Origin of the sequence: Streptomyces sp. NBC_01390, assembly GCF_045040105.1 — a bacterium.
Lineage (GTDB): Bacteria > Actinomycetota > Actinomycetes > Streptomycetales > Streptomycetaceae > Streptomyces.
In genome coordinates this window covers 9593443-9606695 of record NZ_CP109551.1, presented here as the reverse complement: position 1 = coordinate 9606695, position 13253 = coordinate 9593443, and the positions used below count along the sequence as shown (strand labels likewise).

The following is a 13253-nucleotide window of genomic DNA, read 5'->3' as shown; positions in this document are numbered from 1 at the left end:
ACGAAAGCCCTTTCGCGAAAACGATTCAACTGTCACGCTGCCGAACATCGGCGCACACCGCCGCACCCCCCTTCACCCCCCACACCTCACCCGCAGACCTCCGAAGGAGGCACCCCCACATGTCCGCAGCGAACACCAACGACAGACACCCGCAGTCCCAGTTCCACCTCGGCCGCCGTGCGCTCGTCCTGGGCGCCACGGCCACCGCCGCCGGACTCGCCCTCCCCGGTACCGCGCAGGCGGCGACCTTCGGCTACACCGACGACGGCACGAACTACGTCATCGACACCGGCGCCAACCTCGTCTTCAAGGTCCGCAAGTCCAACGGCGACCTGTCCTCGCTGGTCTACCGGGGCACGGAGTACCAGGGCTACGGCGGCATGAACTCGCACATCGAGTCCGGCCTCGGCTCCTCCACGGTGACGATCCAGCAGTCCGGTTCGACGATCCTGGTCAGCGTCACGTACGGCACGCTGAAGCACTACTACGCGGCCCGCAGCGGCGAGAACAACGTCTACGTGTGGACCAACAAGGCCGACACGTCGGTCTCGGCGACCCGCTTCATCCTGCGGGTCAAGGCGGGCCTGTTCCTCAACGACGAGCCCGACTCGTACACGTACACGAACAGCACCATCGAGGCCTCGGACGTCTTCGCGAAGTCCGACGGCCAGACCCGCTCGAAGCACTACTCGAAGCTGCGGGTCATGGACTACGACTACGTCGGCTGGAAGACCGGAAGCGTCGGTCTGTACGTGGTGCGGAGCAACCACGAGAAGGCGTCCGGCGGCCCCTTCTACCGCTCCCTCCTGCGCCACCAGAGCGCCGACGGCGGCGGCCTCTACGAGATCCTGTACTACGGCCAGAACCAGACCGAGGACCAGCGCTTCGGCCTCCAGGGCCCGTACGTCATCGCCCTCACGGACGGCGGCGCGCCCTCCTCGTCGCTGTTCCCGGGGACGCTCACCACCTCGTGGGCGGACTCGCTCGGCATCTCCGGTTACGTCGCCGCGGGCGGCCGGGGCCGGGTCGCCGGCGTCGGGATCACCGGGCGCAACATGGCGTACGCGTACACGGTCGGGATCGCCAACTCGGCGGCGCAGTACTGGGGTTCGGCCCGCTCGTCCGACGGCTACTTCTCCATCGCCGGTGTCCTTCCGGGCACGTACACGCTCACGGTGTTCAAGGGCGAACTCGCCGTCCACACCACCTCCGTGTCGGTGTCCGCCGGCGGCACGACCACGCTCAACTCGATCGCGATCCCCTCCACGAACGACCCGAGCAACGCGAGCGCGATCTGGCGGATCAACGACTGGAACGGCACGCCGAGCGGCTTCAAGAACGCCGACCTGATGACGTACGCGCATCCGTCGGACGTCCGGGCGGCCGCCTGGACCGGCAACGTGGTGATCGGCAGCGGCACCGAGACGTCCGCCTTCCCCTGCTACCTCTGGAAGGATGTCAACAGCGGTCTGCTGGTCTACTTCAAGCTGACCGCCGCCCAGGCCGCCGCCGCGCACACCCTGCGCATCGGCGTGACGACGGCCTACGCCAACGGCCGCCCACAGGTCGTCGTCAACGACAACTGGACGTCGGCCATCCCCTCCCCGCCCACCCAGCCGAACACCCGGTCCCTGACCAACGGGTCCTACCGGGGGAACAACAACACGTTCACCTACAACGTGCCGGCGAGCGCCTGGCTCACGGACACAAGTCAGTACAACGTGCTGAAGATCAACGTGGTGAGCGGTTCGGGGACCACCTCCTATCTCAGTGCCGGGACGGCGATCGACGCGCTCGACCTACTCGTCTGAGACGCTGAGCTCAGGTGCCTCGTGTCCACTGCTGGTTCGTGCCGCTGCCGCACGTGTACGTGATGACGGCGGCCGAGTCGGCGGTGGACGCGCCGCTCACGTCGAGGCACTTGCCGCTCGCGCGGGAGACGACGTTGACGTAGGAGCCGGTGGTGGTGAGCGACCACTGCTGGTTGGTGGCGGAGCCGCAGTTCTCCTGCGTGACCGTGCCGGTGTTCTCCTGGACGCACAACGAGCTGTTGCGGACCATCAGTTGGTAGTAGCCGCCCGCGACGGACTTGAACCAGTACTTCTGGTTGTTGCCGCCGTTGCAGGTGTACTGCTTGATCTGGGCGCCCGCCCACAGCGACTGGCTGGTGACATCGGCGCACTTGGACGAGTGCCGGGCGATCAGCGTGTTGTACGTGGCGCTGTTGCCCGTGACCGTCCCGGTGGCCGTGTCGAGGGTGACCTCCGGCGACCAGGACATGGACATCGTGGTGGAGGACGGGAAGCTCAACGGCAGCCAGACGTAACGGGAGTCGTTCACGGTCCCGCCGAAGGAATTGCCCCAGCGGTCACCCATGTACAGGTACGAGGTGCCCGAACTCCCCTGCACGGGAAGGACGTACGCGGCCTGCGAGCCGTACGTCGTCGAGTCGCCGACATTGGTCATGGCGGTCCAGGGGCCGGTGATGCTGGTGGCGGTGGCGTACTGCTGCTGGTTGGGGCTCCAGCCGGTGGCCGCCGAAGTCACCATGAAATAGACGCCGTTGCGCTTGAACAGCGCTGGCGCCTCGCGGTGACCGTTGTGCCACGGGTCGGCGACCAGGCTGTCGATGCCGGTGTAGTCGGCCGTCAGCCGGTAGATCTGGAGGTCGTAGTTCTCGCGGGCCGCCGAGATCATGTAGCCGGTGCCGTCGGTGTCGACGAAGACCGTGATGTCGCGGGACATGTGGACGCCCAGCGGCTGGAAGCTGCCCTGCCAGGTGTAGTTGCCGTCCACGGTGTCGGAGACGGCGACGGCGGCACGGGCCTCGCTGTAGTCGGCGCCGTTCTCCTTGTGCATCCACATCACGTACTTGCCGGTGGCCGCGTTGTAGATGACCTTCGGCCGCTCGATGTTGGCGGTCGCGAGTTCGGAGGCGCTGGACTGGCTCAGGACGTGGTTGCGGAACTCCCAGGTCTTCAGGTCTGTGGAGCGGTAGGCGTCCACGTACTGGAAGGTGTTGTCGGCGTTGCGGTGCTCGCCGAACCAGTAGTAGTAGGACCCGACCTTGATGACCCCGCCGCCGTGCGCGTGCACGGGGTCGCCGTTGGTGGCGGTGAACTGGGTGCCGTTGGTGATGGTCACGGCGGCGGCCTGGGCGGGCCCGGCGGTCGCGAGGGCGCCGGCCAGTGCCAGACAAAGGGCGAGGAGAACCGCGTACACACGTCTCATGAGCCACTCTCCGTAAGTGAGCCGACCTGCGTGCCTGACTGTGTTTCCGTCTGCGTGCCTGTCTGTGTGTCGGCGACTGGGACACCGAAGTCCGGGGTGCCGTCGGCGTGCCAGCCGAGCTTCTGCACCCGGGTGTGCCGGTTGGGGTCGTTCAGCGGATCGCCGACGATCTCCTTGTACTGGCGTGCGTGGTAGACGAGGACGTCGGTACGGCCGTCCTCGGCGACGGTGAAGCAGTTGTGGCCGGGGCCGAACTGCTTGGTGGTGTCGTTGCTGGTGAACACGGGCGTCGGGGACTTGGTCCAGTTGGCCGGGTCCATGAGGTCGGCGCGGGCGTCGATCGTCAACAGGCCCATGCAGTAGTGGTAGTCGGTGGCGCTCGCCGAGTACGACATGAAGATCCGGCCGTTGCGCTTGATGAACGACGGCCCCTCGTTGACCCGGTAGCCGATGCGCTCCCAGTCGAACTCCGGTGTGGTGAGCCTGATCTGAGGTCCCGTCAGCGTGACCGGGTCGGCCATCTTCGAGAGCCAGACGGCGGTGTTGTTGTCCATGCCGGGCTCGTGCTGCGCCCAGGCGAGATAGCGGGAACCGCGGTGGGTGAAGGTGGTGGCGTCGAGGGAGAAGGTCTCCCAGGCGGTCTTCAACTGACCGCGCTCGACCCAGGTGCCCTTGAAGGGGTCGCGGTGGGCGTTCTCCAGGACCCAGATACGGATGTCCCAGATCGCCTCGGCGGGCGCGGAGGCGAAGTAGACGTACCACTTGCCGTCGATGTGGTGGATCTCCGGCGCCCAGATGTGCGAGCCCATGGGCCCGGTCTCGTGCTTGCGCCAGATGACGGACTCGTCGGCGGTGGCGATCCCGCGAATGGTGCGGGAGCGGCGCAGGATGATGCGGTCGTACTCGGGGGCGGTGGCCGTGAAGTAGTAACGGCCGTCGGTGTGGCGGTGGATGTGGGGGTCGGCGCGGTTGCGCACGAGGGGGTTGACGTAGCCGTCGGCAGGGCAGGGGGCGCCCGCCGGAGCGGTGGTGGCGGTGGCGGTGGCGGTGGCGTGTGCGACTCCGGGAACGGTCACCAGGGCACCTGCGGCCAGGGCGCCCTTCAGGAGCGTTCTCCGGGCAGAAAAAGCCGAGTCTTCGGACTGTTCGTCTGTGCGGCTCATGCGGACTGCCTCTCGGGGGTGGGGCACGAGATGTTGGCGTGTGTGCGGATGTGGGGGGTGACACGAGAAACGTTCGTAATTACGAACAAGATCAGTCATTCCGAACGCCGAAAAGGTAAGCGTGTGTTACGGGAAGGTCAACGGGTCGGAGGGGACCAAAACCGATGAGCAACTTTCTGTTATTACCCGCAGGTCCGTTCCGTCTCCGGTGACGTGCACAGCCACTCCCCCATCACCAGCCCTGCCCACCGGACAGTGACGGCCGCCGCGGCCCTCGCCATGGCCGCCCTTCTGCTCGGCGCCCCGCCCGCGTCGGCGGCGGCCAGCCGGGACATCACCGCCGACGTACTCGCAGGCCGGGACGTCACGCTCACCGGCGACACGGTGGTGAGGGTGCCCGCCGGGACGACCACGTACAACGGTGTCCTCCGCGGCGAGGGCACTCTCACCGTGCGCGGTACGGGCACCCTGATCCTCACGAGGGACAGCGACTTCACGCTGCCCAGGTCCCGGCAGGGGCAGAAGGTGAGCATCCCGGGCGGCAACCACCCGTACGTCACGGTGACGAACCCCGACCCACCGGCGGTGACGGTCGAGCGGGGAGCCACCCTGCAGTACGGCAACAGCGGTACGACGGGCCTGATCGGCCACTTCCCGTACAACACCCCGGCGTTCCGGCTGAACCAGGACAACATCCGGGTGGACGGCACCCTGCGCCTGTCACTGAAGAGCGCGTACAACCTGGGCACGATCAGCGGCGCCGGACTGGTGACACAACCCCGTTTCCTCTGGGGCACCTGGGACCTCTCGGGCGTCCACCCCTTCTCCGGGGTGATCGACAACGGCACCCAGGTGAACGCGGGACGCCCGGAGTTCGCGACCTCGCTCCCCCGGGTGCGCAAGGTCCTCAACCAGGGCACCTGGACGGTCGACACCCCGCTCGGCCAGACGGTCACCATGGGCATGGACTTCTACCAGCGCGAGTACGGCAGCGACATCAACATCCAGTCCCGCCCGGGCTCGAAGGTGGTCCTGACGGGCCAGTACAGCTGGTCGAACCAGGGCGGCGACACCAACCCCTCACTCAGCGCCCCCGCTCTCAACTGGACTCCCGCGAAGAAGAACGTCAACAAGCGCGGCACCAACATCAAGGGCGCGAACGTCCAGTGGGGCGACGGCACGACCAACAAGATCTTCATGCCGGGTACGGCGGAGACGGTGTACATCAACCTGCTCGCGGCCAGGTCCCGTTCACTCCTGACGTTCGACTACGACGGCCCGGTGACGCTGGGTGCCCCGATAGGCGGCGGCCGGTTCCACGACACGCTGTCCGCGCCCGGCGCCGGGGACATCGTCATCAGGGGGACGCGCGGCAACGACGTCACGTTCGCGGCCGTCCAGTACTACGACGGGTCGACGGCGGTCGAGAAAGGCGCGGTACTGCGGCTGGGCAGCGGGAAGCCGGGCGGCGACGGCGGTCTGTACACGAAGGGCTCGCTCTACAAGGTCGTGAACAACGGCTCGCTGGTGGTGCGGAACACAAGCAGGGCGCTGACGCTGTCACGGATCAGCGGTGGCGGCTCGTTCACGCAGTCGGGCGCGGCGACGACGACACTGGCGGGCAGCGGAGTGACGTACAGCGGCAGCACGACGGTCACGAAGGGCACGCTGGCGCTCAGGAGCGGAGCAACTCTCGCTCGCAGCAAGGCGATTCGGCTGACCTCGCCGGGCGCCCGGCTGGACGTCGGCTCGGCGGGGCTGCGCGTGGGGACCACGATCACCGGCTCGGGCACGGTGCGGGGCTCGGTGACCAACGAGGGCGTGGTGGCGGGCGGGTTGACGGTGACGGGGAGCTACACGCAGGGCGCGAAGGGCGAACTGGTGCTGCGGGGACGGCCGTTGAAGGTCACCGGAGCGGTGCGGCTGGCGGGGGCATTGGACCTGTCGGCTGTGGGTCCGGCCGCTGCCCCTGCCTCCGTTCCTGCCTCCGCCCGCACGATCCCGGTGCTGAACCACGCGGGGCGCGCGAAGACGGCCGGTACGTTCAGCGGCCTGAAGGAGGGCACGGCGCTGAAGCTCGGCGACGCGACGTACCGGATCACCTACCGGGGCGGCGACGGCAACGACGTGGTCCTGAAGGCGGTCACGAAGAGCGCGTCACCGGCGGTGACCGCAGGAGTGCGCTCGGGATCCGCGGCGGGGCCGGGCTCGGTCGCCGCAGCCGGCGCGAGCACCAACTCGGGCCTGGCCGCGTCCGGTTCGGGGCTCGGCTTCTGGCCGTACGCGATGGCGGTGGGCCTGCTGGCGGGGCTGATGATTCCGGCTACTCGTAGGGTCCGGGGACGCGGAAACGGCCGACGACGGGCCGGCCGGCACGCGGCGCAGGGCTGACTCGGGGGCCTCTGCCGGCCGGGGTCGATTCGGGACGGGCGGAACCTGTCGGGACCGCCTCCCGCTCCGGATACCGGGGGCATGGAATTCGCCGTCTTCATGACCTTGCCCGGCCTCGTCATCCTGCTGACCGCCCTGGCCTTCGCGGATCAACTGCTGCTGCGGGCGGGCCGAGCCGGAGTGTTCCCCTGGCGGAACAGCGCCCGCCAGGGCCAGATATCGGCGACCGGGTTCGAGCAACTCCACGCGACCTTCTCGCCCGGAAAGCAGAACGAGCTGAAAGAGCGCCAGTCGGCACTGATCCTGCGGGACGACGAGGAGGACGGAGCGCCTCCGCACCGGACGACGGTGAACCTGGAGGACGGCATCGCGATCGTCCGGATGCCGCACGCCGGCCGGTAGGGCGCGGGAAGAGCGACACCGTTCGCCCACGTCACTCAAGACGCTCCGGCCGCGCCACGCTGACCGTCAGGTTCTCGTCGCTCGGCGCCGTCCACACCTGACCGCCGCCGCAGAGGGGGCGGAGCAGGTACGTCCCGTCCCGGACATCTGTGACGACGGCGCTCTTCACGGCGGCGTGGTCGTACACCTGGTCGCCGACCCATGCTTTGCCGCCTTTCACTGGCTCCCCTCGCAGCCCATCTCTGCCCAGACCGTCTTGCCCCACGGATGGAGGCCGTCGAGCGGGTCCTGACGCTCAGTGGTCAGCTCCAGAAGTCCTTCGGGCAGAGTCAGTCAAACGTGATCGAATGCTGCGCGTCACGGTGCTCGGGGTACTGATGCCGCGCGCGGCCACCCTCTCTTCGCGATGTGACGTGGGTCATATCGGCCCCACGTCACGAACGGAAGGGCAGCTTGCGTCTGGTGGTCGTTCGCACGGCGGGAACCACCGACACGAAAAGAGACAGCAGAGCGATGAACACAACTGCAGCGCAGCAGCACGAAGTCCTGGTCCTGGGCGCCGGCTACGCCGGGCTCTCCGCCGCGATCCAGCTCGCGGCCCGCACCAGGAAGCCCGGGAATCCGCGAGTGACTCTGGTCAACCCCTACGACACCTTCACCGAGCGGCTCCGACTGCACATGACCGCCACCGGTCAGGAGACGGCCGAGATGAACATCCCGGAGCTACTGGACGGGACCGGCGCCGACTTCGTCCGCGGCTGGGTCACCGCCGTGGACGCCGAAGCCAAGACCGTCCGAATCGACGACGACCGCGTCCTGCGCTACGACACCCTGGTTTACGGCCTCGGCAGCATCGCGGACACCGTCGCCGTGCCCGGCGTGGACGACCACGCCTACACCCTCAACGGCCCGGAGGACGCCGTCCTCCTCGCCGACCGGTTGACCCGGCTCGACGGCGGAACCGTCGTGGTCGGCGGCGGCGGCCTCACCGGCGTCGAGGCCGCCGCGGAGATCGCCGAGCGGCACCCGGAGCTCGAGGTGGTGCTGCTGGGCCGGCAGGAGCCGGGTACGAGCATGCACCCGAAGGCCAAGGCCTACCTGGACGCGGCGCTCGCCCGGCTCGGCGTGCGGGTGCGCAGCGGCGTCGAGGTGGCCAAGGTGCTGCCGGACAGTGTCGAGCTCGCGGACGGCTCCAGCATCCCGGCGGACGCGGTGCTGTGGACCAGCGGCACCCGTGTCTCGCCGCTGGCTGCCACCGCGGGCCTGACCGTCGACGAGCGCGGCCGTGTGGTCACCGACAGCGCACTGCGCTCGGTCTCCCACCGGGACGTCTACGCCGTGGGCGACGCGGCGGCGATCCGCCAGGGTTACGGCGTAATGCACGGGACCTGCCAGGGCGGCATGCCCACCGGCGTGCACGCGGCCCTCTCGATCCTGCGGGTGCTGGCCGGCAAGGAGCCCAAGCCCTTCCGCTTCGGCTACTACCACACCCCCGTCAGTCTGGGCCGGAACGACGCCGTCGTGCAGTTCACCCACCCCGACGACAGCCCGCGCCGGATCGTGCTGACCGGCAAGCGGGCCGCGAAGTACAAGGAGACGGTCACCGCCGCGCCGTGGCCGACATTCGCCCGCATGAAGAAGATGCCCGCCTCGGGCGCGTTCTGGCCGCACGGCGGCCGCTACACCCGGATTCGGAGCGCCAAGTGACCCAGCCGCAGCAGGCCGGCCCCGACCAGCTCGCCTTCCAGCAGTACCGCACCCTGCTCTTCTCCGTCGCCTACCGCATCCTCGGCACCGCCGCCGACGCCGAGGACCTGGTCCAGGACGCCTGGCTCAAGTGGTCGGCTGCCGACCGTTCCCAGGTCGCCGACCCCAAGGCCTACCTGACCCGGATCGTCTCCAACCTGGCGATGGAGCGCCTTCGTTCGACGCGCCACCAGCGCGAGACCTACGTCGGGCCATGGCTGCCCGAGCCGATCCTCACCGGCCCGGGCACCGCCGACGGCGTCGCCACGGCGGACTCGGTCTCCATGGCACTGCTCGTCGTTCTGGAGACGCTGAGCCCTCTGGAGCGCGCGGTCTTCGTGCTGAAGGAGGTCTTCGCCTTCAGCTATGCGGAGATCGCGGAGGCGGTGGAACGCTCGGAGGCGGCGGTCCGGCAGGCCGCGCACCGGGCCCGCGAGCACGTCCAGGCACGCCGGCCCCGTTTCGCCGCGGACCGCGCCCGCCAACGCGACGTCACCGAGCGCTTCTTCGCGGCGACGGCGGGCGGCGACATCAACACCCTCATGGAGCTGCTCTCCCCGGACGTGACGCTGTGGACCGATGGCGGCGGCAAGGTCCGCCAGGCCCTCAAGCCGGTCGTCGGCCTGGAGACCGTGGCCCGTTGGTTCGCCGCGCTCGGCACCGTGACCTACCAGGGCATCGAGCCCGGGCAGATGCGGGCAGAGCTCACCTGGATCAACGGCGGCCCGGGCGTGGTCTTCCGCGGCCCGGACCGCGTGGCCGCCACGCTGACCTTCGACTTCGACCCCGAAGGCCGCATCTCGACCATCCACAACGTGGCCAACCCCGACAAGCTCCACGCCGTCGCCGACGGCACTCGGCACGAACTCACCTGAGCCGCCCCATCGTTGCCGACGCCCGCCGGAATCCTCCTGAGCGCCCGGGCCCGCCGCCCCAGCACGACCCGGGCCCAGGTGGAAGCGGATGCGGCAGGCTGTGGCCGTCGTGATCCACTTCTGCTGATCGGCCTGCCTGCCTTGCCCGTAGCCATCGCGCGCCCGATCGTCCTGACTACCGCCGAACGGCACCGGCTGAAGAAAGCGGCCTACGGCCACAGGACCCCGCACCAGGACCGCCTGCGGGCGCAGATCGTGCTGCAGGCCGCCCGGGGGGCGGGGCAACGCAGCGATCGCCCGCGAAACGGGAGCGCACCTGGACACCGTGCGCACCTGGCGGGTCCGCTTCGCCGACGGCGGCCCGGCCGCCCTGACGGCGCTCCTCGGCGACCTGCTCGCTCTGGTCGGGGCCGTCGCCAGGCCGGATACACGGCCCTGAGCGAGAAGTCGCGCGCGGACGTGAGTGCACCGCTCTACTCGACGTTCACCTCGCTGGTCTGCGGCATGGAACTCCTCGCCGTCTGCCGGCTGGCCGACATCCCGCTGACCGGCTTCGACCGGTCCACCCAACTGTCGCTGCTCGGACTGCTGCTCCTCCCGCAGATCCTGGGACTCGGCTCACTGAACTTCGTCCTCGGGAGAACGTCGGCGACGACGATGAGCGTCCTGCTCCTGCTGGAGACCCCCGTGGCCGCGCTCGCCGCCCGGTGGTTCATGGACCAGAACCTCGCGCTCGCGAGGATCCCCGGGCTGCTGCTGATCATCGTCGACGTCACGGTCGTGGTCACCAGCGGCGGCGAACAGCTCGCCCCGGCACCGGACGAACACGGCGTGGCGATACCGCGTCCGGCCTATCCCCCGCACATCCCCCAACCAAGGTCCGTGACGATGCAGTTGACGCTTCCTCGCCACATCGGGCGGACCCCCGGGCGGGACCCCAGACTGGACTGGGCGAGGCACACCGAGAGTCCGACCGTCACGCTCACCTACCACGAGGCGGGGGCGTTCGACACCCTGCACATGCGCAAACCGCGCCGCAAGGTGCAGGAGGAACCGTTCACCGACGATCCCACCGTGACGCTCACGACCCCCGCCCGACAACGGTGATCATGCGGCCCAGCAGGCCTGGTCAGTTGCCGCCGGCGGCCCCGAACATGTACTTCTCGGCCTTCTGCCGGCTGGCGTTCCAGTACGTGACCAAGGGGTTGTCGTCGATGTTCAGGAAGGTGGCCTCGGCCGGCAGCGGGGCCTTGATCGGCGCGCTGTCCGGGTCGGCGTTGGAGACGCGGCCCTGGAGGCTCACAGTCACCCTCTCCACCGCCTCGGTCGGCACTCCCTCCCGGAAGAGGAGCATGCCCGCGTACGCCTTCTCGCCGGGCCCGATCATGACTGTCTTCATCTCGGACTCCATCGGGCCCACCTGATCCACCCCGCCTTCGTCGAAGCGGACGACCGGGTACCGGTAGAGAGCACACTTCTTGCCGCCGGTGTTGGTGGCCGTGAGGAGGAGGTGCCTGGCCGAGTCATGTGCGTAGAGCGTCGTGGCGATCGAGATGTTCGCTTCGGTGCAGGTGGCTGTGGCTGTGACGGCGGCAGTGGCAGTGGTGGACGTGCTGATGGTGGCCGCGTCGCCGCCGGTGGTGCTGGGCCGCGTGGAGGCGGTCGTGCTCGGTGAGGCGGACAGAGTGGACGGGGCGGCCGGGACGGACGGGGTGGTGCCCGCGCCGTTGTTCGTGCCGGCCGAGTCGCAGGCCGTCATGGAGAGGAGCGTGGTGAGAGCCGCGGCTCCCATGACACAGGCCTTCCAGCTGTTGTACGTGGTGCGCATGGTGATCCCCCGTGTGCAGTCATGTGGTTCGGTGCTCAGCCGGAAACTAGCCGCAAGCACCGTTCCATCTCGTCAACCGAGGGGTTGAAGCGCACTGCAACCAGAGTGGTCGTCGGACTACCACCAAGGTTGCAGCTGCGGTCGCCTACGCGGTGGTGTCGGTAAGTTCCTCGACGTCCTGCGTCACCTGCCGCCCCCGCATCCACACGTACACCGGAATGCCCGCGAACAGGAACAGCACCCCCTGGTACACCGCCGCGTAGCCCGCGCCCGCGATCAGCCAGAAGGAGAACGCGAAGGACAGGGCGGCGACGATCAGGTCGCGGACCAGGCCGGCCGGGCGGACGCGGTCGCGGGTGCCTCTGGCCAGCCAGTACAGCTGGGCCGCCGCCGAGAGGAGGTACGGGACGCAGCCCGTGAACGTCGTGATCAGGACCAGGACGCGGAACGTGGTGTCCGGGCCCGCCGTGTAGTTGAAGGCGATGAGGACGGTGCCGAGGATCGCGCACGCCCAGACGCCGAAGCCGGGCACCCCGCCCTTGCCGACCTTCGCGAACGGGGCCGGGAAGAGACCGTCACGGGCCGCCGCGTACGGCATCTGGGCGGCCAGGAGAATCCAGCCGTTCAGGCAGCCGACGATCGATGCCACGGCCACCAGCGCGATCGCCGTACCGCCCCAGCTGCCGCCGGTGATCACGTTCACGGCGTCGGCGAAGGGGGCGCCGGAGTTCACCAGCTTGTCGTGCGGGACCAGGCCGAAGACGGCGACCGTACCGAGGATGTAGACGAGGGCCGAGCCGAGCGTGCCCAGGACGCTCGCACGTCCCACGTTGCGCTCGGGGTTCTCCACCTCGCCCGCGCTGACCGCCGCCGACTCGACGCCCAGGAAGCTGTAGAGAAGGAGTGCGGCGGAGGCCGCCAGGGCCCCGGGCACGCTGTCGCCCGATGCGTTGAAGGCGCCGAAGTTGTCCGTGTCGACGAAGAACAGGCCGATGGTCGCGACCAGCAGGAGCGGCACGAACTTGAGGATCGTCGACACGATCTGTACGCCCCCGACCCACCGGGTGCCGGCGAAGTTCGCGGCGGCCGGCAGCCAGAGGGCCAGAATCGCGACCAGCGCCCCCAGGGCGTGGCTGTCGTGCAGGGGGATCAGTACGTCGACGTAGCCGACCACCGCGACCGCCAGGGCGGCGATGCTGACCCAGGTCATCGTCCAGTACGACCAGGCCGACAGAAAGCCGGCGAAGGGGCCGAACGCGTCGCGCGGGTACACGTACAGGCCGCCGGTGACCGGGCTGCGGCGGGCCAGCTTGCCGAAGAGAAGGGCGAGCAGCACCGCGCCTATCGACAGGACCAGGAAGGCGAGCAGGCTGACCGAGCCGTACGGGGCGACCGTGGCGGGCAGGACGAAGATGCCGCCGCCGATGATGTTGCCCATGACGAGCGCGGTGGCGGCGGCCAGGCCGAAGGTGCGGCGGCGGGTCGGCGTCTCGGCGGGCGCGGACGTGCCGGTCGAGGTCAGCTCGGGCTCGTCGGCGTCGGTGGTGCTGGGAGCGGTCATGACACTTCCGGTCAGCGGGGAGGGACGGGGAGGGGGAAAGACGGGGAGGGCGCGAT

The 13253-nt window shown here is 69.2% G+C and carries 12 protein-coding genes; 7 read left to right on the top strand and 5 right to left on the bottom strand.

Annotation, left to right across the window (positions count from 1 at the left end; genetic code table 11):
• Positions 1-119: 119 nt before the first annotated feature.
• Positions 120-1811, top strand: coding sequence for a rhamnogalacturonan lyase B N-terminal domain-containing protein (locus tag OG241_RS43070; protein WP_405823574.1), 1692 nt, complete (start codon positions 120-122; stop codon positions 1809-1811).
• Between the two features lie 10 nt (positions 1812-1821).
• Here OG241_RS43070 and OG241_RS43065 read toward each other — a convergent pair whose 3' ends face one another.
• Together OG241_RS43065 and OG241_RS43060 are read right to left on the bottom strand one after the other, a co-directional pair.
• On the bottom strand, positions 1822-3231 hold the full coding sequence (locus OG241_RS43065; protein ID WP_405823572.1) for an RICIN domain-containing protein: 1410 nt from the start codon (positions 3229-3231) through the stop codon (positions 1822-1824).
• The gene (locus tag OG241_RS43060; protein WP_405823570.1) at positions 3228-4394 is read right to left on the bottom strand and encodes a family 43 glycosylhydrolase; all 1167 of its coding nucleotides are present in this window, start codon (positions 4392-4394) and stop codon (positions 3228-3230) included. Before OG241_RS43060 ends, OG241_RS43065 begins: the two co-directional genes overlap by 4 nt.
• Before the next feature lie 279 nt (positions 4395-4673).
• Here OG241_RS43060 and OG241_RS43055 point away from each other — a divergent pair, with 279 nt between their 5' ends.
• Both OG241_RS43055 and OG241_RS43050 read left to right on the top strand, forming a co-directional pair.
• Positions 4674-6785: an autotransporter gene (locus OG241_RS43055; RefSeq protein ID WP_405826745.1), complete on the top strand. Its 2112-nt coding sequence runs from the start codon at positions 4674-4676 to the stop codon at positions 6783-6785.
• Between the two features lie 81 nt (positions 6786-6866).
• A complete protein-coding gene (locus OG241_RS43050) occupies positions 6867-7187 on the top strand; it encodes a DUF6191 domain-containing protein (RefSeq protein ID WP_405823568.1) in 321 nt (106 codons plus the stop codon).
• Positions 7188-7218: 31 nt separating this feature from the next.
• On the opposite strand, the gene OG241_RS43045 is transcribed toward OG241_RS43050, so the two are convergent.
• Positions 7219-7407, bottom strand: a complete 189-nt coding sequence (locus OG241_RS43045; protein WP_405823566.1) for a hypothetical protein — start codon at positions 7405-7407, stop codon at positions 7219-7221.
• Positions 7408-7700: 293 nt separating this feature from the next.
• Here OG241_RS43045 and OG241_RS43040 point away from each other — a divergent pair, with 293 nt between their 5' ends.
• The 4 genes from OG241_RS43040 to OG241_RS43025 all read left to right on the top strand — a co-directional run bounded on the left by OG241_RS43040 (position 7701) and on the right by OG241_RS43025 (position 10915).
• Positions 7701-8894: an NAD(P)/FAD-dependent oxidoreductase gene (locus OG241_RS43040; RefSeq protein ID WP_405823565.1), complete on the top strand. Its 1194-nt coding sequence runs from the start codon at positions 7701-7703 to the stop codon at positions 8892-8894.
• Positions 8891-9808, top strand: coding sequence for an RNA polymerase sigma-70 factor (locus tag OG241_RS43035; RefSeq protein WP_405823563.1), 918 nt, complete (start codon positions 8891-8893; stop codon positions 9806-9808). The genes OG241_RS43040 and OG241_RS43035 overlap by 4 nt, the downstream gene beginning before the upstream one ends.
• 292 nt (positions 9809-10100) lie before the next feature.
• A complete protein-coding gene (locus OG241_RS43030; RefSeq protein WP_405826743.1) occupies positions 10101-10247 on the top strand; it encodes a hypothetical protein in 147 nt (48 codons plus the stop codon).
• A 20-nt stretch (positions 10248-10267) separates the two neighbouring features.
• On the top strand, positions 10268-10915 hold the full coding sequence (locus OG241_RS43025) for a hypothetical protein (protein WP_405823561.1): 648 nt from the start codon (positions 10268-10270) through the stop codon (positions 10913-10915).
• 22 nt (positions 10916-10937) lie between these two features.
• Here OG241_RS43025 and OG241_RS43020 read toward each other — a convergent pair whose 3' ends face one another.
• Both OG241_RS43020 and OG241_RS43015 read right to left on the bottom strand, forming a co-directional pair.
• Positions 10938-11636, bottom strand: coding sequence for a DUF4232 domain-containing protein (locus tag OG241_RS43020; RefSeq protein WP_405823559.1), 699 nt, complete (start codon positions 11634-11636; stop codon positions 10938-10940).
• Between the two features lie 145 nt (positions 11637-11781).
• Positions 11782-13197 (bottom strand): amino acid permease, encoded by a 1416-nt coding sequence (locus OG241_RS43015; protein WP_405823557.1) that lies wholly within the window; start codon positions 13195-13197, stop codon positions 11782-11784.
• Between the last annotated feature and the right edge of the window lie 56 nt (positions 13198-13253).

Excerpts from the sequence above, each read along its gene's own strand:
- OG241_RS43070 (WP_405823574.1), top strand. The coding sequence starts at position 120 with ATGTCCGCAGCGAACACCAACGACAGACACCCGCAGTCCCAGTTCCAC.
- OG241_RS43065 (WP_405823572.1), bottom strand. The coding sequence starts at position 3,231 with ATGAGACGTGTGTACGCGGTTCTCCTCGCCCTTTGTCTGGCACTGGCC.
- OG241_RS43060 (WP_405823570.1), bottom strand. The coding sequence starts at position 4,394 with ATGAGCCGCACAGACGAACAGTCCGAAGACTCGGCTTTTTCTGCCCGG.
- OG241_RS43050 (WP_405823568.1), top strand. The coding sequence starts at position 6,867 with ATGGAATTCGCCGTCTTCATGACCTTGCCCGGCCTCGTCATCCTGCTG.
- OG241_RS43020 (WP_405823559.1), bottom strand. The coding sequence starts at position 11,636 with ATGCGCACCACGTACAACAGCTGGAAGGCCTGTGTCATGGGAGCCGCG.
- OG241_RS43055 (WP_405826745.1), top strand. The coding sequence starts at position 4,674 with ATGGCCGCCCTTCTGCTCGGCGCCCCGCCCGCGTCGGCGGCGGCCAGC.
- OG241_RS43015 (WP_405823557.1), bottom strand. The coding sequence starts at position 13,197 with ATGACCGCTCCCAGCACCACCGACGCCGACGAGCCCGAGCTGACCTCG.
- OG241_RS43040 (WP_405823565.1), top strand. The coding sequence starts at position 7,701 with ATGAACACAACTGCAGCGCAGCAGCACGAAGTCCTGGTCCTGGGCGCC.